The sequence below is a fragment of the Metabacillus kandeliae genome, from assembly GCF_021166585.1.
GTDB classification, from domain to species: Bacteria; Bacillota; Bacilli; order Bacillales; family Bacillaceae; genus Metabacillus_B; species Metabacillus_B kandeliae.
This window is the reverse complement of the sequence record NZ_JAJOZE010000005.1, coordinates 22,864-40,350: the sequence shown is the minus strand read 5'-3', so window position 1 is coordinate 40,350 and position 17,487 is coordinate 22,864. Positions and strand designations below refer to the sequence as shown.

Below are 17,487 nucleotides of genomic sequence, written 5' to 3'. Positions count from 1 at the left end.
TTATTTACCGGTGACTCTTTTTTAGAGATTACTCTATCCTATGCGCCAGCTAAGGATAATTGACAAATAATTTCGAAAAATGGGCTGAGCCGAGAGAAAATAGACAAGTCCCCTATAGAAGGGACAAGCCCTGTTTTAGGGGATTATTTTTTTACAGAAGCCTGTTATTCTAATAGAAGAAACAGGGACGGAGGATTCCATGAAAACCATTCTAATAACAGGCGCATCAAGCGGGTTCGGCATGCTCGCCGCAGTGGAGCTTGCTGCAAGAGGGCACCGTGTGATGGCCACAATGCGAACTTTAGATAAAGCAAAGGAACTGATAAAGCTTGCTGAGGAAAAGGATGCGGGAAGTCAGGTTTTGCTGCATCAGCTTGATGTTGCTTCAGCGGATTCGATCGCTTCATTGAAAGAATACCTGCAGGGCATAGACAGAGTGGACGTGCTGATCAACAATGCAGGCTTTGCAGCAGGCGGGTTCAGCGAGGAAATCTCAATCGAAGAATATAGAGAGCAGTTTGAAACCAATTTCTTCGGTGTAATGGCTGTGACACAGGCCGTACTGCCGATAATGCGAGCGCAAAGAAGCGGAAAAATCCTGAACATGTCAAGCATCAGCGGGCTCATCGGGTTCCCCGGACTCTCACCCTATGTATCTTCCAAGCATGCACTGGAAGGCTACAGTGAAAGCCTAAGGCTCGAGATGAAGCCATTCGGCATCGACGTTGCCCTGATCGAACCCGGCTCCTTCTCAACAAACATATGGACAACCGGCAAAAAAGTCGCTGACGCTTCCTTGGATGAAGCCTCTCCCTACTTTGGCTATATGACAGCGATTGAAAAAGAAATGGAACGCGGCAGTAAGAACCATGGCGATCCAATGGACGTCGTCAAGCTCCTCGCTGACCTATGTGAGCGTGACAGATTGAAGGAACTACGGTTTCCCATAGGAAAAGGAGTAAAAGCAGCCATTCTTCTAAAAAAAGTGATTCCGTGGAAGAAATGGGAAGCGGCTGTGATGAAGAAGCTGGGTTTTTGAAATTGAAACCTAGTGTGGCCTTATTACAAAGACCGCTTCTATTTCAGATATCGGCGGATTGAAGCTTGTTATCAGCGAATCAGAGCGGGATATCGGCGGATTTCAAAATATATCGAGCACTTTTCCTGATATATCAGCGAACTTTCCATTATATCGAGCACTTCTTTTGATATAACGGCGACCTTTCTTTTTGAACAGCGGGAAGCGGCACTTGATGTAACCGGCTCTTCGAAAAATGGGTTTTCAGCGGTGAAAATTGAATTTTGAGCTCTAACTAATTGACTGGCGACACCCAGATTTCTGATATCGGCGGATCGAGTACATATATCAGCGGATTCCAAAATATATCGACCACTTTCTCTCATATATCGGCGAACTTTCCTTTATATCGAGCACTTTTCCCGATATATCGGCGACCTCTCTTTTTGAACAGCGGGAAACTGCTCTTAATGTAACCGGCTCTTCGGAAAATGGGTTTTCAGCGGTAAAAATTGAATTTTGAGCTCTAACTAATTGACTGGCGACACCCAGATTTCTGATATCGGCGGATTGAAGCTTGTTATCAGCGGATCAGAGCGGGATATCGGCGGATTTCAAAATATATCGAGCACTTTTCCTCATATATCAGCGAACTTTCCATTATATCGAGCACTTCCCTCGATATATCGGCGACCTCTCTTTTAATTACCGGAAACCAATTCCAAAGCAATAATGAATAAAAAGCCGGCTTTCTTTTCGCCTGGCAATAAGTTTATTCCAGTACAAAGCCCCTCCCGATTACCGGAAGGGGCTCTTCATTCTTATTCTTTCTCGCGGTCCGCTCTGCGTTCGCTTTCGCTGACACGCTTTACTTTTTGATCCGTTTTCATATGCTCAGCCTGCTGCGTATAATCACTGTCTTTTTCGTTCTCTTTAAGCTTCTCGTTTTTTTCTCTGAAATTATCTTCTGACATAACGCATCACCTCCGATGTTCTTACACTATATTTTCCCGATTCACCGGAGAATAAACAAAACCGGGCTTTTACGCCCGGTTTAGTCTGTTATCTGTTCAAGAGGCTTCCTACATAGCGCAGCAGTTCATTGGCAGAGGTTGAGTTGTAGCCGTGCTCATCTATCAAGCGTGCCACTACTTCATTGATCTTTTTCAGCTGCTGCTCATCAGGCGTTTTGGAGGAAGTGGTGATTTTCACAACATCCTTCAAATCAGCAAACAGCTTCTTCTGAATTGCTTCACGCAGACGCTCGTGCGAATTATAGTCAAAGCGCTTGCCTTTTCTTGCATAGGCGGAAATCCGGATCAATATTTCTTCGCGGAAAGCTTTCTTGGCGTTTTCCGAAATGCCGATCTGCTCTTCAATGGAACGCATCAGTTTTTCATCCGGATTCATTTCTTCGCCTGTCAGCGGATCGCGGAGCTTGTTTTTGTTGCAGTAAGCTTCAACGTTATCCAGATAGTTATCCATCAATGTCTTCGCCGATTCTTCATAAGAATACACAAACGCTTTTTGGACTTCTTTTTTGGCAATATCATCGTACTCTTTTCTCGCAACAGAGATGAAGTTCAAATAACGCTCGCGGTCTTCATTGGAAATGGACGGATGCTGATCAAGGCCTTCCTTCAGAGAACGCAGCACATCAAGAGCATTGATGGAAGGCGTTTCTTTTCGGATAATCGTAGAAGAAATCCGGTTGATAACATAGCGCGGGTCAATGCCGCTCATGCCTTCATCCTGGTATTCCTTCTTCAATTCCTCGAGATCCACTGTGTTATATCCTTCAACGCTTTCCCCGTCATAGAGCCTCATCTTTTTGACTAAATCTATGTCCGCACGCTTCGCTTCCTTCAGGCGCGTCAAAATAACGAATGTTGCTGCAACCTTCATTGTATGAGGGGCAATGTGGACATCTGACACATCACTTTCAGAAATCATTTTTTGATAAATGCGTTCTTCCTCTGAAACTCTTAGATTATACGGAATCGGCATCACAATGATCCGTGAGTGCAGGGCTTCGTTCTTTTTATTGGAAATAAACGAGCGATACTCCGTTTCGTTGGTATGCGCCACGATTAGCTCATCAGCTGAGATTAACGCGAACCGTCCCGCTTTAAAATTTCCTTCCTGTGTCAGCGACAGCAAATGCCACAGGAATTTCTCATCACATTTCAGCATCTCCTGGAACTCCATCATCCCCCGGTTCGCTTTGTTCAGCTCCCCGTCAAAGCGGTACGCACGCGGATCAGATTCCGATCCGTATTCGGCAATCGTTGAAAAGTCAATGCTTCCGGTCAAATCGGCAATGTCCTGTGATTTCGGATCAGACGGGCTGAACGTTCCAATCCCTGTCCGTTTGTCTTCGGAAAAAAAGACGCGTTCAATTTGAACATCTTCAATCCGGCCGCCGTATTCCTTTTCAAGGCGCATCATATTGAGCGGCGACAGGTTTCCTTCAATGCGAATGCCATATTCCTTATGGAAATCTTCCCTTAAATGATGGGGAATTAAATGAAGCGGATCCTCATGCATCGGGCAGCCCTTAATCGCATACACGGCGCCTTTTTCGGTATGAGTGTATTTTTCAAGCCCTCTTTTCAGCATTGTCACAAGCGTCGATTTCCCGCCGCTGACAGGACCCATTAACAGCAGGATCCGTTTTCTGACGTCCAGCCGCTTTGCTGCAGGATGAAAATATTCTTCCACTAAGCGCTCCAGCGGTTCCTCAAGTCCAAACAGCTGCTTGTCAAAGAATGAGTACTTCTTTACGCCGTTGACTTCATCAATGCCTTGATCTTTGATCATATTGTATACGCGCGAGTGTGCGGATTGCGCTACCCATGGTGTTGTTTTCAGGATTTCGAGATAATCGGTGAAGGTACCTTCCCACTGTAAGCGTGCTTCATCTTCTCTGAACATTTCAATTTTCTTTAAGATATCCATAAGGACCTCCTCTAACTTGCATTTATACAATCTATGAGAGGACACAGGGTTACATGCTCCTTTTCGAATGCTTTGAACAAGTTCGCGATATTTGAAAATAAATGGAAAAGAAGATTCACAGCGCTTACAAGATCGTTTATAATGAGTCTAACTGAAGCGAGTCCGGGCTTGACCCGGCACATTCTTTAAGGGCAAGCAAATAAGCCGGCATTGGGGGATTGGAAATGACTGTATTTCTCATATTGGCAGTATGCTTTACTTTCTTAGTATCCATTTTAACGGCTGGCTACGATGACAAGCCGGGTCTCAGAAAGAAAAAAGGATAAAAAGCAGCCTTCTGGATGGAGGGCTGCTTTTTTCATATAAAGAGATTTAATAATGAAGAAAATGGAACCGCAGCCTTCAAGCTTCGATCAGCTATTCTTACACATACACAATCGTCCGAGGACGGAAAAACGCTGCACTCCTCGGGTTATAAACCCGCCTGAAGGTCCGCCGCATCCTGATGATTTCCCCATTTGAAGGAATCCTCAATTTTTGAACAAAAATATTCGTTTGCCCTGTAGCTGGACCAATATTTCTTTTTCTTGCAGCAATCGTTCCCTGGGTGTCTGTCAGCACATAATGAGAATAATAAATTTGTCTCAGCGCTGGTAGATTGGTGTTCTGATTGAGAATGCAGCGGTTTGCTGCACCCCGCCAGTACAAATATCGGCCGTTCCCAATGTTCCAGCGGCCGGTTGCAGTATCAAAATAGCGAATTCCAACTCCTTCGCCAGGGTAAACTCTGATCGGGTCATTATAGTGATTCTCTGTTGTGCACCCAGGCAGCCCGAAACCGGCATAAGGGGTCACTCTTATGTTCGGCTTGCTCGGCACAACCTGCAATTGGCTTCTTGAAAAATAAAGAAATTGCTGTGTAATCGCTCCTGATTGGTTGACTGCCAAGTGGCTGAGAATGATGCCCCTGTAATTTTGCAGGGCATTTGTATTGACCGTTGTGGAGACCCGGATCGTTGTTGATGTAATACTGAGGATTCCTCCGACAAGCCTGCCGTTATGGACGCAATAGGCTCCCCTGCAAGAAGCGCCGCTTTCAGCCCTGTACGAAACCCCAACAACTTGTCCTCGATTAATAATAGCCAAACCTTTTCACCCCCGAAAGTTATAGTTAAAGATATTAACGGGGGTGGGAATCTGCTTGTACACTTGTCCCTTTTTAAAATAAGGTTCTGTTAAATTGGCTGTTGATTTCCGTTTCTATTAATTAATACTTTTCATTTTAATGGTAAGGAGCCTGAATCTTTGAAGCAAATGACATTTGTGAAATTTCAATCTATAATTAGCGCCCATATGGCAGTTACAACCGTTAATGCCAGTGAAAGATAGCCAGCCATTTTGTATTTTTTCCCAGTATAAAATACTGAGTAAACTACGCCAATATACAAGAGTGTTGCCGCAAGAAACCATACTAAATTTATTTGAGGATTTCTCATACTAATGGCAGTCATAAGAATAAAATAGGGCCCTGTTATACCAGCAACAATATTTCTATGTTTCAGCTTTTTTGTATTTCCCATTTCACCTCTCCTAATTTAAGGAAATTCTTTGTGTATTATAACTGTATAATATCTCCAATTCATAATCCATGATTCAAAAGGCTGAAAATTCAATGAAAAGGCCCCCGTTCCTTGGAGCAGATTGGCATTCCTGTAGCCTTAAACCCCCGAATAAGCCATAAACCCGCCATCCACCGGGACCGTTATCCCAGTCACAAATCCAGAATAAGCCGGATCGGCAAGCCAAAGCAGCGTCCCGAGCAGATCCTCCGGCTTACCGAACCGCTTCATCGGCGTTCCAGCAAGTATTTTTTCAGAACGGGCCGTATAGCTTCCGTCCTCATTTGTGAGCAGGCTGCGGTTCTGATCCGTTAGAAAGAAACCGGGTGCAATGGCATTTACGCGCAGGCCTGTTTCGGCAAAATGAACCGCCATCCACATCGTGAAATTGTTGATCGAGGCTTTTGCCGCACTGTACGCCGGCACCTTTGTCATCGGCGAGTAGGCGCTCATTGACGACAAATTAATAATAGACGGCGATTCTGCATCAAGCAGAGCCTTTCCGAATACTTGGGACGCCAAAAACGAGCCTGTAAAATTTGTCGCAAAAACCGTCGTAAACCCGTGCTCATCTAAATCGAAGAACGACTTGCCTCCTGGGACCGATTCAAACACTTCATGATCTGTGACCGCATCCGGATGATTGCCCCCTGCTCCATTAATGAGCAGATCTACTGAACCGAAAGTTTCTATAATCTCTTCCTTTGCTTTGGTAAGTGACTCCCTATCCAGAACATTGGCGGCATAGGCAGTTGCCTCTCCCCCCGCATGCCTTATCTCATCCGCTACCTGCTTTCCTTTTTCCGCCGTCCGGTTCATGATCGCAATTTTCATCCCGTGCCGCGCAAGCTCCCGTGCCATTTCCGAACAAAGTACACCGCTTCCGCCCGTAATCACCGCTGTTTTCCCCTTCAATGCTTCATGCATTCCGCTCATCCTCCATCGCTTTGTAGGCATCCCAAAGCCCATGCAGATACATGATGCCAAGTGCCCTGTCATAAAGCCCGTATCCGGGACGGCACTTTTCACCCCAAATATGCCGTCCGTGATCCGGTCTTACGTATCCGGTATAATCTTGCTGATAGAGCGCTTTCACAACTCCCCTGATATCGATGCTGCCATCCTCTGTGTAATGGGACGTCTCAGCAAAATCGCCATTCTCAAAAATCTTCACATTCCGGATATGGGAAAACGGTGCCATGCCGGCATATTTCTTTGCAATAGCTGTCATATCATTTTCAGGGTTCGCTCCCATCGAGCCTGTACACATTGTAATTCCATTAGAAGGAGAATCCGAGATCTTACGGAGCCGTTCATAGCTTTCTGGTCCTGTGATAATTCGCGGCAATCCAAAGATGGACCACGGCGGATCGTCCGGATGAATCGCCATTTGAATGCCCGAAGCCTCTGCAACAGGCAGAATTTCCTGCAAAAATTCCTCCAGATGGTTCCACAGCTTTTCTTCATTGATCTCTTTATAGGCCTCAAACAGTTCGCCGATTCGCGCTAATTTTTCAGGCTCCCACCCAGGCAGCGTCAGATTGGAAGCTTCACTGACTTCGCGAACAAGCTCTCTTGGATCCAGCCTCTCAATCTTCACTTTTTCAAAAAACAGCGCTGTCGATCCATCCGGCAGCGGATGATGCATATCGGTTCTTGTCCAATCAAAAATCGGCATAAAGTTGTAGCAAATCACCTTTACTCCAAATTCCCCAAGATTGCGGATGCTCTCTTTATAGTTCTCGATGTACATCTTGCTCTCTTCATTGCCGAGCTTGATGGATTCATGCACATTAACACTTTCCACGACCTCTGCATGAAAGCCCATCGATTCAATGTACTCAACTTCCCGCACGATCTCTTCTTTTTTCCAAACCTCGCCAGCCGCCTTCTCATGCAGCGCCCATACGATTCCCTTTACACCTGGTATCTGCTTCACCTGCTCAAGCGTGACCGTGTCATTTCCCCTTCCGTACCACCGAAAGGTCATGTTCATAAGATCCCTCCTGTTTTATAAAAAAAATTAAAATATTTTCCCAAAATCTGAAGCTAAATCAAGCTTCATTTTGTCTAATAAGTAGAAGCCAAAATCTGAGAGGGGGAATCACCATTCTGCGCCTTGTGAAAAAAGCCCAGAAAGGGAATGATCAAGCGTTTCTGAAAATTTTTCAGAAATATGAGGAAGATCTGTACCGGATGGCTTATGTGTACGTGAAAAACAAAGAAGAAGCGCTGGATATTGTGCAGGAAACAGCCTATCAATCATTCAGCAACATACATACGCTAAAACAGCCGGAAAATACGAAAACATGGCTGATCAAAATTACGATAAACTGTACTATGAATCTATTGAAAAACAAACGAAAAATCGTCCATTTAAAGAAGGAATACGAGAACATACCCTCTGCAGAAAATGAATTTTCCCTAACGTTGCAGGAAATCATCAACACATTAAATGAAATCGAAAAAAGCATTGTCCTGTTAAAACACTACCAAAACTATACCTTTCAGGAGATATCGGACTTCCTGAACATTTCGCCTGGAGCGGCAAAATCCCTTTGCTACCGGGCCTTAGACAAACTTCGGCTGGGATTTGAGGAGGGAGACCGCTGTGAATCATAAAATCAGAGAAAACTTGAATGAAATCCCTCTCCCCGGAAACATTCATGAACGGGCTATTCTTGGTGTAAAAGAAGTAAAAGAAGAAAAACGCAAAGCAAAGTCGCGTATGATTCCCGCTGTATTATCTGCTGTCATCGTGCTCTCTTTATTCTTCGCTTCCTCTTTTTCTCCTGCTTTTGCCCATAAGCTGAAATCCCTGCCAGTGATCAGCGCCATCTTTGCTTCGTTTGGTGACCAAGGATTGCAGCAAGCGGAAAAACAAGAGCTATCCCATAAAACCAATCAGTTCGTAACCATTGGGAAATCGACTTTTCAGCTCACAGATGTCGTGTATGACGGGGCCAGGTTATTTTTAGGATATCACATTGCCAATTACCAGAAAGAGGATGAACTCATTTTCAGCAAGTCTGCTTTATATATCAATGGGAAAAAGTTTAGCGGTGGCGGCAGCGGGTCTGGGGCGGTTATCCAGCCGCACGAATACGCGGGAGTGAGGACATATGATCTTCCGGCAGAAATCAGGGATCAGAAGGGGATTGCCACACTTGTTTTTAATGCTAAACAAAAACTCCACTTTCCGATTCAAGTCAGCAAAGGAGCTGGGGATGGAGATTCTGCTGAAAAATAAATAAACGTAAGTCCAAAAAAGCGGTGGAAGCATGGGGACGGTTCTCCTGCTTCAGAAGCAGGAGAACCGTTCCTGTGGTTTACATGACTTAGCGAGAGAGAAATTTCTTTTTCCATTAAGCATGGATACCTCCCATTAAGTATAAGTGTTATTCGTCACCATCTTCTATCCCTGCACCAGTAACTACTAGATGAGAGCGGAGATCTCCTGGTACAAAAAACCTCCAAAATTCCTCATCATACGAGTCATTGGGAAAAACCTCTATCCTAGCACTTCCAGACAAATAAATTCTCAGTCCTCCAACCTGATCGGCCTCCGATTTTAGAACCTTGAATGAAGACAAAGGAAGCTGCTCAATTTGTTCATCAAATCTGCTAGCACCCTTTTCTTCCCAATCAAAATCCTCTTCTTCACTCCAGCTGCTTCTGGGCAGATACATATCACTGGAACCAATCAAAATTTTATTATCATATAAAATTCTCCAGCTGCATTGAACGTGCAGAGCAAATTCCCCTGCCCTTGTCTCATTTCCCCATTTGTCCTTTCCATAAGTCATCTTCCCAAATTTAAACACAGCCATGTCAAGAGATCTGTCAATTTCAGATAGCGGCAATCCGGTTATTTGGTTAAGTTCTTTTTCTATTTTGTTTTTCAAGTTAAACTCCTTTAATATTTGGGTAGGAAGCATTGGGACAGTTCTCTTGCTTCAAAAGCGAGAGAACCGTGTTGTGGTTTATGATATATTTGGGTAGGGTGAAGTACAATGAGTCTTTAGAGTGCTTCCAAAACATCGTTTACCTATTAACAGGAAAAAGGAGAAAACATGAGTAAATTAGTTGGATCCTTGGGAGTTTATATAATTTTTACTCTTATAATGATCTTTTCATCCATGATTAACCCTAATATCAGATATCCAAATATTATATATTCATTTTATTATAGCTTCATATTTGCTGTGCCCTTAATAATCTTGATCTTGATCCCCTGTTCACTTCTATCAGATTTTATATCAAAAAAACGACGTAGTACATCTAGGAGGAAAACATCTTTATTCCTACATGTTGCTACAGGTATAGGTTTGTTTATGTTCTTTTCTATATACCTTTCCACCCAAAACCTTTTAAATTTATACGCTTTTTTGCTAGTATTGATTTACTTTTTTGCAGGTTCTATTATTTTTTGGATTTTTGAATTAGAATTCTTAAAATACAAAACTAGGATTACCAATTTGAATTAGTCGTTTCAAAATATCAAATTGCTATATTTTCTACAGAAAGCGTCTTGAAAGAAAAACCTGGATTCATTCAAATCCAGGTTTTTCATAATTTTATCTGACAAGCGATAGAAACGGGAAGCCAGAAAAGCAGTAAAATTTTGTGACTTTCCCCTTCACATGACATGTCCTTGCTTTTATCATTAAATCGCCCAGTTCCCATCACGGAATAACGGAATCCGTTTCCCGTCCTGATACTCTGCTTCAATAGTAAGGTCAGCAGAACCAATCATGAAATCAGTATGCCCATTGCTTTGGTTAATCCCTTTTTCGACAAGCTCTTCTTTGCTTAATTTTTCTGCACCCGCCACCGTCATGGTAATGGCTGTACCGATCGCTAAATGACAGGAAGCATTCTCATCATAGAGGGTATTGTTAAAGATGATCCCTGAGTTCGAGATTGGGGAATCATGAGGAACCAGTGCTACTTCACCTAGATAATTCATGCCTTCATCAATATTTAACAGCTGTTTTAACGTCTCATAGCCTTTCTCGGCTTGCACATCGACTACTTTTCCCTCTTTAAAGGTCAGGCTGAAGTTTTCAATAAGATTTCCCATGGCGGATAATGGTTTCTTGCTTTTTACTGTACCGTTGACGCCATTTTTCAGAGGTGTGGTGAATACCTCTTCTGTCGGCAAGTTGGGTATGTAAGAAGTACCGAATGTGGAGTGATGTCCTCCGCCGATCCATGTATGGTCAGGATGAAGATCAATGCTTAGATCCGTACCTTCAGATTTGTAATGAAGCGTTTTAAAACGCTGTTCGTTAAGGTATGTGACTTTTTCTTTTAATGTTTCACCATGCTCTTCCCATGCTGAAACCGGATCTTCTTGGTCTGCACGGACCGTTTGAAAAATTGCGTCCCATAATGCAGCGATGGCATCGTTTTCATTTTTCTCTGGAAAGACACTTTTCGCCCAGCCTGCCGTAGGAGCACCTGCGATAACCCAGGGAACTTCTCCATTTAATCGAGCTTTTGAAAAGGCTTGAAGGCGTTCACCGGAGTTTTGCTGAACGAGTAAAAGCCGCTCTGGAGCTACGTCTTTATAAGCGCTTGGATCGCTGCCTGTGACCATTAGATAACAATCATGGTTTTCAATGAGGCTGTCATATTTATCAAGATCCCATTGCGGCAAGTTATCCTTCAGTACTTCCTCAGAGGCATTGTTTAAGTGAATGCGGTTTGTAACCGTATCCGTCCATTCAACAAACACACGTTTACAGCCGTTTGCATAGGCATGCTCTGTTACTTTGCGCGTGAATACTGCTGCCTCAATCGGTGAATTGATCACAAGGCGCTGACCCTCCTGGATGTTCAAGCCTATTTTTACAACCAGCTCTGCATACGCATCTACTTTTTCACCAAATGTTTTCATTTTACAATCCCTCCCTTAAGTTCATCTTACTATAAATAGGAATCCGGCTAACAGTTTAAGAGACTGCAGCCTTCCCCTTCTTCGGTCTCCTCACAAGCTCTCCGCCGCAATTCGGGCACACATTATTCATGCTCTCTGTGCAATCAGCACAAAACGTGCATTCATGCGTGCATATGTAAGCAAGCGAATCATCTTTCAAACCTGCATGGCATTTTTCACATTCGTTCCTCATCTCTAAACCCATCGCTAGCTCCCCTTTGCTGATTGTTAAAATTTGTTTTTTATTAGTATAATGCAACTTAGGAAACTAGTAAATTCGAATCGGAGGCGTACATATGACAACAAATCAGCTGCTGGCCATCCTGCCAGAAATGGCAGAAATGAAAAGCCAGCCGGAGAAGCTGCTGACAGAGCCGCTCGAAACCAATAAATGGTCCATCCGCGAGATCGTCGGACACCTCTTCTATTGGGACAAATTCAATCTTGAAGTCATGGTGCCAAAAATGGTCGATGGTGCAGCGCTGCCGCCATTTCCGGATCTTGATGCTCATAATGCAGAAGGCATCCAGTACATAAACAAATTTGCTTCTGCCGAGGTAGTGATGGATGCTTTTATCAGAACGAGAAAAGAGTTTGCTGAAAAAATGGACAGTTTGGACCCTGAGATGAGCTTTCAAATTGAAGGGGAATCTGTTTCTTTCATGCCTGCTTCGTTTGCGGAGATTTTTATTGAGCATGATGCGCATCATTTGCGCCAAATGCATCGTTTCCTTTTAGGAAAAGTTCGCTAGAAACTCGGATGATTATCTCTTAAATCAAATAGAAAAGGACGAAAGCAGCGGACCCGATCCCGCTGTTTTTTTCTTTTTAAGCAATTTAACAATAGCCGTGGCGTCCCCATGTCAATTTCATAGAATAGATGGATAAGCTAACTAAACTTAACTGAAAGGATGGCTTCTTTCTATGAGCATCCAAAATCATGTTATAAATGGCGGCTTTGAGACCGGCACTTTTCCCCCTTGGGTGTCTCAGAATGCGGCTATTACTAATCAATATTCACATTCTTATATCTACTCTGCCCAATTGCAGGGAGGAAATGTTGTTTCCTATATAAATCAAATCGCCGCTATCCCTCCCAGTCAAAGCTTTGAGGTTCTTGTTTCTTTAGCTAAGGTCGGAACAGCCCCATCGCCTCCTGTCCAAATACAGGTTGTCTATTTAGACAGTTCATCAAACGTGCTCGGGGAAGGTATTTTCATAGATATCCTAGCAAATAGAATACCGTCTGTAGCCAACCTAATTTGGCTGGAAATCTATCATACGGCTGCCCAGGCACCTGCGAATGCAGCGCAGGCTTTTATTTTAATTAATACTCTTCCTCAAGCAGGGTCGGCAGATGTACTAGTTGATGATGTAGCTTTATTAAGCTCCCTTTCATTCGGAATAACTGGTCCGACTGGGGCTACTGGTGCCACTGGAGTTACCGGGGAAACTGGAGGTACCGGGGAAACTGGAGGTACTGGAGGTACAGGTCTTACTGGAGCCACTGGTCCAACTGGTTCAACAGGTGCTACCGGGGAAACTGGATTTACTGGCGCTAGTGGAGCTACTGGGCTTACCGGCGTCACAGGATCTACAGGAGCTACTGGGACTACCGGCAATTCTGGAGGTACTGGTAACACTGGAGCAACTGGTTCTACTGGAGATACCGGGGCTACCGGAGGTACTGGCGCAACTGGAGCCACCGGGGCTACTGGGGCTACCGGGGTTACTGGAGCAACAGGTTCTACTGGAGATACCGGGGCTACCGGAGGTATTGGCGCAACTGGCGCTACTGGGGCTACCGGGGTTACTGGGGCAACAGGATCTACTGCAGCAAACCGTATCTATGTTGTAAACTCTGGCAGTCAAAATGTTTCGGTGATTGATGGAGCTTCTAATAGTATCGTTGCTACCATTCCTGCTGGCAGTGCTCCGCTGCAAGCAGCCGTCAATTCTGCAACGAACCGCATTTATGTAACAAACCAGGCAGGCGGCGATGTGTCAGTCATTAACGGCTTTTCGAACACCGTCATTGCTACAATAACTGTAGGAGAATTACCTAATGGAGCTGCCGTCAATGCTGCTTCCAACCTCATTTATATAGCAAACCAAGGTGCTTCCTACGTATCGGTCATTGACGGAACAACCAACAGCATCATTGGTACGGTTCAAGTTGGTCCTAGTCCAGTAGGAGCAGCTGCCAATCCTGTAACGAATCGCATCTATATAACCAATCAAGGAGGCAATAGTGTTTCAGTTCTTGATGGTGCGGCCAATATCGTCATCGCAACTGTTCCTGTCGGCTTTCTGCCATCCGGAATAGGTGTCAATCCTGCTACTAATCTCATTTATGCAGCAAATGAAGGCAGCAACAACGTATCTGTCATTAATGGCGCTAACAATAGCGTCATTGCTACAGTAGCTGTAGGAGCTGCACCAGAGGGGGTTGGCGTTAATCCGTCAACAAATCTCATCTATGTCGCGAACACCAGCAGCGACAATGTCTCGGTCATTGACGGCAGCACCAATAGCGTTATTGCTACAGTCCCTGCCGGAAGCGCCTCAAACGGTGTTGGAGTCAATCCAGTAATAAACCGCATTTATGTAACAAACTTTAACAGCAACAATGTGTCAGTTATTGATGGCCTATCCAATAGCATTATCGCTACAATTCCTGTTGGCTTCTTCCCTAGAGGCGCAGGAGTCAACCCTTAAAATTATATTTGCGGAAAAAGCCTGGGTTTTTAACATCCAGGCTTTTTCAATTGAAGATCATCAGCAATTGAACAGCCTCGCTTTCAATGGAAGGGGAAACTATTCTCTTCACTCCTGCAACATTTCCTGAAATTTTATTTCTTGCTTTTTTTGTCCAATATTTTTTTTAATGTTTCTTTTGGTATCTTTTCATCATAATAATCGAGCTTTGCATTTACTGTTTCAAGAAGTTCGGAGTACTTTTTTAATTCCTCTTCAATCAGTTGTTTTTGTTCTGTCATTATTATACGCCGCTCTTGAATAGAGGAAAGACCAATATAATTTTTTATGTAGGCAATTGTCATCCCTGTGGCCTTCATGCATCTTATGATTTGAATCATTCCTAAATCATCATCGGTATAGAGGCGATTGCCGTTGTTGTCGCGTTGGATAGGAGGCAGAAGCCCCTCTTTTTCATAATATCTCAAAGTATATGGTGAAATATGGCATATTTCAGAAACACGTTTAATGGTGTAGCTCATCTTTATCCTCCAGAAAATTACTTATTGACTTAGAGTGTACTCTAATAAATAAACTAAACACAATGTTATAAAAGAAGGGGAGATTAAAAGATGAGTACATTACAAAAACCGATTCAATCGCAATATGGTTTTTCTAACACCGCTAAAGATGTAATAGGAAATATAAACTTAGATGGAAAAACGGCAATCGTTACTGGAGGTTATTCAGGTATCGGGCTGGAGACAGCCAGGGTATTGGCAGAAGCCGGAGCAGAAGTTATTGTACCAGCCAGGAATATAGAGAAAGCTGTTAAAGCCATTGGCCAGATTCAAAATATAACGGCAGAGACATTGGATTTAATGGATCCATCTTCAATTGACCGTTTTGCTGAAAAATTTTTAAACTCTCACTATCAATTAGATATTCTGATCAATAGCGGAGGCATCATGGCTTCACCGCTGATGCGGGATCACAGGGGTTATGAAGCTCAATTTTCGACCAATCATCTCGGACACTTTCAGTTGACTGCAAGGCTTTGGCCGGCCTTAAAAAATGCCAAAAGAGCAAGAGTTGTGTCTGTCTCCTCGAGAGCTCACCGTTTGGGAGGCGTTCATTTCGAGGATCCAAACTTTGAGAGAGTAGAGTATGACAAATGGAAGGCATACGCACAGTCAAAGTCAGCCAATATTCTCTTTGCCGCTGAATTGGACCGATTGGGGAAAGATTGCGATGTTCGGGCTTTCTCGGTTCATCCAGGCTTAATCCCCTCAACGGGTATAGGCAGATTTAATGAAGAAAATAAGGCCACACCAAAACAACTTGATGGTAATGAGAAAAAAGCTGATAACCGCCATGATGCATTCAAAACAATTGAACAAGGAGCAGCCACCTCTGTCTGGTGTGCAGTAAGCCAAGAGCTTAACGGCATGGGCGGCGTCTATTGCGAGGATTGTAATATTGCAGAAGCAGTTCCAGCTGACAGCTTAAAAGGGAATGGGGTGCGTCCTTGGGCGATCGATCCTGAGTATGCGAAACAATTGTGGAAACTAAGTGAAGTGCTGACTGGAAGGGAATTTAATCCATATTCTTGATGAGAAGAAAAACCAAATGCCTTATCCATTGAGGATAGGCATTTAGTTTTTTATTTCTTGTATAACGCAATCGGAACGGCTTTTACAAACAAACCTCGCTTCTCCTCAACAGCTATTCCATTCTCTATCTCAACATTTTTAATTTTATAAAGGCTGGTACCTTCTTTGTACCACGAAGAGGAATTTTCTTTATCAGCCTTTGTTTCTTCGTCTGTATACTTTTTAATGCTGCCTATTTTTCTTTCAACCTCTGTGATTTTTTCATCAGGGTCAGCCACATAAGTGATGCCGTGATAGCTCAGCTGTCTTTCATGAGGAAAACTTGCGCTTACGGCCGTTTTTTCCCCATTGTGCGGACTGCAGCCTGCGAGTAAAATAAATATCAGCATGAGATATTTTCTAATATTTCCCACCTCCTCTTTAACCAATAGACGCAGTTTGAAGAAGAAGGTTTCATTTCTTCTCATTTATTCAAAGAAGGTATGGGAAAAATAAAAAAGAAAAAATTATTTAAAATAAGGAGACTCATTCCATGATTATGAAAAGGTTCATCCTCTTTACACCGCTCTTATTCCTGGCATTCTATTATTCTTTGATGAAGTATAACATCCTATATGCAATTCCAGATGCTCTTACTTTACTAGAAATGTTCCTTAATCTGATTCCCTTTATTTTTCTAGCGGTTATAAGCTATAGAAAGCTGAAGAAAATATCCTTATTCCAAACGATGGTATTGTCTGTTTTCTGCATGTATTTATTCTGTTTATGGTTTTATACACTAGGATATTTTCCATACAGGGAGATTTTCGCTGGAAATATGCTAAGTCTGGAACAGCAAACCTCCCCACAAGTCAATCTTACTTTGTTAGGTACAATTAGAGGTTCCATCACACCAGAAAACATATACGGCAACATTTTACTATTATTTCCGCTGGCAGTGTTTTTGGTTATTCTTTCTCCTCGTTTCAGGAAATTCATTCCTGCTATGTTAGTTATCATCTGTGTTACTTTGTGCATCGAATCTCTTCAATATTTTTACTCTTATATCGATGGGAAATATAGTGATTATCCTAGAAACAGAGCCTTTGATGTTGATGATTTGCTGTTAAACACTGTTGGAGGGTCTATTGGGTATTTGTTTTCTAAATACCTATGCTTGCTGCTAATCCGTTCGACTTCAAAAATGAAGACAAAGAATTTGAGAACTTCCACTCATATGAAAAGCTAAGATACTAAAAAGAGAAGGATAAAATCATAAATGATTTTATCCTTCTCAGCCTGAGCTTGCTAACTCAGACTGTTTTTAGTTTGGCTACTTATTGAAGAAATTCTCAATATTAAGGACCAGTGCCACATGACACATCATACGCGGATTGGCCGCCCTTTTTTGCATAGCATAAGTGGCCAGTGTCACCCGTTGCACTATTCCAATCATTCCATAAGACATCATACAGCATCCCGTTTTGTGTATCCTTACTATCCTTGTCACTTATCACAGCGAAGAAGCTTTGATAAGGATGCCCATTATTTTGTAAATAGTTTCTTATAGCACTTTTTGGAGAATGATCATTGTGCACGATTGGAGCTAAGATTGGAGGCAAAATAATAAGTGTTAAAAAGACGATACAAGCAATTAAAATA

At 43.1% G+C, this 17,487-nt stretch carries 18 protein-coding genes; 7 read left to right on the top strand and 11 right to left on the bottom strand.

Annotated features, from left to right (window positions below):
- Positions 1–199: 199 nt before the first annotated feature.
- Positions 200–1,039: an SDR family oxidoreductase gene (locus LRR81_RS12865; RefSeq protein WP_231789780.1), complete on the top strand. Its 840-nt coding sequence runs from the start codon at positions 200–202 to the stop codon at positions 1,037–1,039.
- 800 nt (positions 1,040–1,839) lie between these two features.
- Here LRR81_RS12865 and LRR81_RS12860 read toward each other — a convergent pair.
- The 6 genes from LRR81_RS12860 to uxuA form a co-directional block, all read right to left on the bottom strand.
- Positions 1,840–1,992 carry a hypothetical protein gene (locus tag LRR81_RS12860; RefSeq protein ID WP_231789779.1) on the bottom strand — a complete coding sequence of 51 codons (153 nt, stop codon included), beginning with the start codon at positions 1,990–1,992 and terminating at the stop codon, positions 1,840–1,842.
- Between the two features lie 88 nt (positions 1,993–2,080).
- Positions 2,081–3,976, bottom strand: coding sequence for a PrkA family serine protein kinase (locus tag LRR81_RS12855; RefSeq protein WP_231789778.1), 1,896 nt, complete (start codon positions 3,974–3,976; stop codon positions 2,081–2,083).
- A 423-nt stretch (positions 3,977–4,399) separates the two neighbouring features.
- The gene (locus LRR81_RS12850; RefSeq protein WP_231789777.1) at positions 4,400–5,122 is read right to left on the bottom strand and encodes a hypothetical protein; all 723 of its coding nucleotides are present in this window, start codon (positions 5,120–5,122) and stop codon (positions 4,400–4,402) included.
- Between the two features lie 185 nt (positions 5,123–5,307).
- Positions 5,308–5,556 carry a hypothetical protein gene (locus LRR81_RS12845; protein WP_231789776.1) on the bottom strand — a complete coding sequence of 83 codons (249 nt, stop codon included), beginning with the start codon at positions 5,554–5,556 and terminating at the stop codon, positions 5,308–5,310.
- Positions 5,557–5,694: 138 nt separating this feature from the next.
- Positions 5,695–6,531 (bottom strand): SDR family oxidoreductase, encoded by an 837-nt coding sequence (locus LRR81_RS12840; protein ID WP_231789914.1) that lies wholly within the window; start codon positions 6,529–6,531, stop codon positions 5,695–5,697.
- Entirely contained in the window at positions 6,515–7,591 is a 1,077-nt protein-coding gene (gene uxuA / locus LRR81_RS12835) for a mannonate dehydratase (protein WP_231789775.1), read from the bottom strand. Before uxuA ends, LRR81_RS12840 begins: the two co-directional genes overlap by 17 nt.
- Positions 7,592–7,716: 125 nt before the next feature.
- Between uxuA and LRR81_RS12830 the strand changes: the two genes are divergently transcribed.
- Together LRR81_RS12830 and LRR81_RS12825 are read left to right on the top strand one after the other, a co-directional pair.
- On the top strand, positions 7,717–8,217 hold the full coding sequence (locus tag LRR81_RS12830) for an RNA polymerase sigma factor (RefSeq protein ID WP_331716340.1): 501 nt from the start codon (positions 7,717–7,719) through the stop codon (positions 8,215–8,217).
- Complete coding sequence (locus tag LRR81_RS12825) at positions 8,207–8,845, top strand: DUF4179 domain-containing protein (protein ID WP_231789773.1); 639 nt, start codon at positions 8,207–8,209, stop codon at positions 8,843–8,845. The genes LRR81_RS12830 and LRR81_RS12825 overlap by 11 nt, the downstream gene beginning before the upstream one ends.
- A gap of 148 nt (positions 8,846–8,993) precedes the next feature.
- Here LRR81_RS12825 and LRR81_RS12820 read toward each other — a convergent pair whose 3' ends face one another.
- The 3 genes from LRR81_RS12820 to LRR81_RS12810 all read right to left on the bottom strand — a co-directional run bounded on the left by LRR81_RS12820 (position 8,994) and on the right by LRR81_RS12810 (position 11,741).
- Entirely contained in the window at positions 8,994–9,500 is a 507-nt protein-coding gene (locus LRR81_RS12820; RefSeq protein ID WP_231789772.1) for a hypothetical protein, read from the bottom strand.
- 761 nt (positions 9,501–10,261) lie between these two features.
- Positions 10,262–11,497, bottom strand: a complete 1,236-nt coding sequence (locus LRR81_RS12815) for an aminopeptidase (RefSeq protein ID WP_231789771.1) — start codon at positions 11,495–11,497, stop codon at positions 10,262–10,264.
- 55 nt (positions 11,498–11,552) lie between these two features.
- Entirely contained in the window at positions 11,553–11,741 is a 189-nt protein-coding gene (locus tag LRR81_RS12810; protein WP_231789770.1) for a DUF1272 domain-containing protein, read from the bottom strand.
- Between the two features lie 91 nt (positions 11,742–11,832).
- On the opposite strand from LRR81_RS12810, the gene LRR81_RS12805 reads away from it, so the two are divergent.
- Together LRR81_RS12805 and LRR81_RS12800 are read left to right on the top strand one after the other, a co-directional pair.
- Positions 11,833–12,288 carry a DinB family protein gene (locus LRR81_RS12805; RefSeq protein ID WP_231789769.1) on the top strand — a complete coding sequence of 152 codons (456 nt, stop codon included), beginning with the start codon at positions 11,833–11,835 and terminating at the stop codon, positions 12,286–12,288.
- Positions 12,289–12,460: 172 nt separating this feature from the next.
- The gene (locus LRR81_RS12800; protein WP_231789768.1) at positions 12,461–14,254 is read left to right on the top strand and encodes an NTTRR-F1 domain; all 1,794 of its coding nucleotides are present in this window, start codon (positions 12,461–12,463) and stop codon (positions 14,252–14,254) included.
- A 134-nt stretch (positions 14,255–14,388) separates the two neighbouring features.
- On the opposite strand, the gene LRR81_RS12795 is transcribed toward LRR81_RS12800, so the two are convergent.
- Positions 14,389–14,775, bottom strand: a complete 387-nt coding sequence (locus LRR81_RS12795) for a MerR family transcriptional regulator (protein WP_231789767.1) — start codon at positions 14,773–14,775, stop codon at positions 14,389–14,391.
- A gap of 90 nt (positions 14,776–14,865) precedes the next feature.
- Between LRR81_RS12795 and LRR81_RS12790 the strand changes: the two genes are divergently transcribed.
- Positions 14,866–15,846 (top strand): SDR family NAD(P)-dependent oxidoreductase, encoded by a 981-nt coding sequence (locus tag LRR81_RS12790; RefSeq protein WP_231789766.1) that lies wholly within the window; start codon positions 14,866–14,868, stop codon positions 15,844–15,846.
- Between the two features lie 50 nt (positions 15,847–15,896).
- On the opposite strand, the gene LRR81_RS12785 is transcribed toward LRR81_RS12790, so the two are convergent.
- Positions 15,897–16,235: a hypothetical protein gene (locus LRR81_RS12785; protein ID WP_231789765.1), complete on the bottom strand. Its 339-nt coding sequence runs from the start codon at positions 16,233–16,235 to the stop codon at positions 15,897–15,899.
- Between the two features lie 143 nt (positions 16,236–16,378).
- Here LRR81_RS12785 and LRR81_RS12780 point away from each other — a divergent pair, with 143 nt between their 5' ends.
- Positions 16,379–17,074, top strand: coding sequence for a VanZ family protein (locus LRR81_RS12780; protein WP_231789764.1), 696 nt, complete (start codon positions 16,379–16,381; stop codon positions 17,072–17,074).
- Positions 17,075–17,487 lie beyond the last annotated feature (413 nt).

What these genes read in the sequence shown, in the direction of transcription:
- LRR81_RS12805 (WP_231789769.1), top strand. Translation starts at nt 11,833, where the DNA reads ATGACAACAAATCAGCTGCTGGCCATCCTGCCAGAAATGGCAGAAATG.
- uxuA (WP_231789775.1), bottom strand. Translation starts at nt 7,591, where the DNA reads ATGAACATGACCTTTCGGTGGTACGGAAGGGGAAATGACACGGTCACG.
- LRR81_RS12785 (WP_231789765.1), bottom strand. Translation starts at nt 16,235, where the DNA reads ATGCTGATATTTATTTTACTCGCAGGCTGCAGTCCGCACAATGGGGAA.
- LRR81_RS12810 (WP_231789770.1), bottom strand. Translation starts at nt 11,741, where the DNA reads ATGGGTTTAGAGATGAGGAACGAATGTGAAAAATGCCATGCAGGTTTG.
- LRR81_RS12845 (WP_231789776.1), bottom strand. Translation starts at nt 5,556, where the DNA reads ATGGGAAATACAAAAAAGCTGAAACATAGAAATATTGTTGCTGGTATA.
- LRR81_RS12795 (WP_231789767.1), bottom strand. Translation starts at nt 14,775, where the DNA reads ATGAGCTACACCATTAAACGTGTTTCTGAAATATGCCATATTTCACCA.
- LRR81_RS12840 (WP_231789914.1), bottom strand. Translation starts at nt 6,531, where the DNA reads ATGAGCGGAATGCATGAAGCATTGAAGGGGAAAACAGCGGTGATTACG.
- LRR81_RS12815 (WP_231789771.1), bottom strand. Translation starts at nt 11,497, where the DNA reads ATGAAAACATTTGGTGAAAAAGTAGATGCGTATGCAGAGCTGGTTGTA.
- LRR81_RS12780 (WP_231789764.1), top strand. Translation starts at nt 16,379, where the DNA reads ATGATTATGAAAAGGTTCATCCTCTTTACACCGCTCTTATTCCTGGCA.
- LRR81_RS12865 (WP_231789780.1), top strand. Translation starts at nt 200, where the DNA reads ATGAAAACCATTCTAATAACAGGCGCATCAAGCGGGTTCGGCATGCTC.
- LRR81_RS12855 (WP_231789778.1), bottom strand. Translation starts at nt 3,976, where the DNA reads ATGGATATCTTAAAGAAAATTGAAATGTTCAGAGAAGATGAAGCACGC.
- LRR81_RS12790 (WP_231789766.1), top strand. Translation starts at nt 14,866, where the DNA reads ATGAGTACATTACAAAAACCGATTCAATCGCAATATGGTTTTTCTAAC.
- LRR81_RS12800 (WP_231789768.1), top strand. Translation starts at nt 12,461, where the DNA reads ATGAGCATCCAAAATCATGTTATAAATGGCGGCTTTGAGACCGGCACT.
- LRR81_RS12860 (WP_231789779.1), bottom strand. Translation starts at nt 1,992, where the DNA reads ATGTCAGAAGATAATTTCAGAGAAAAAAACGAGAAGCTTAAAGAGAAC.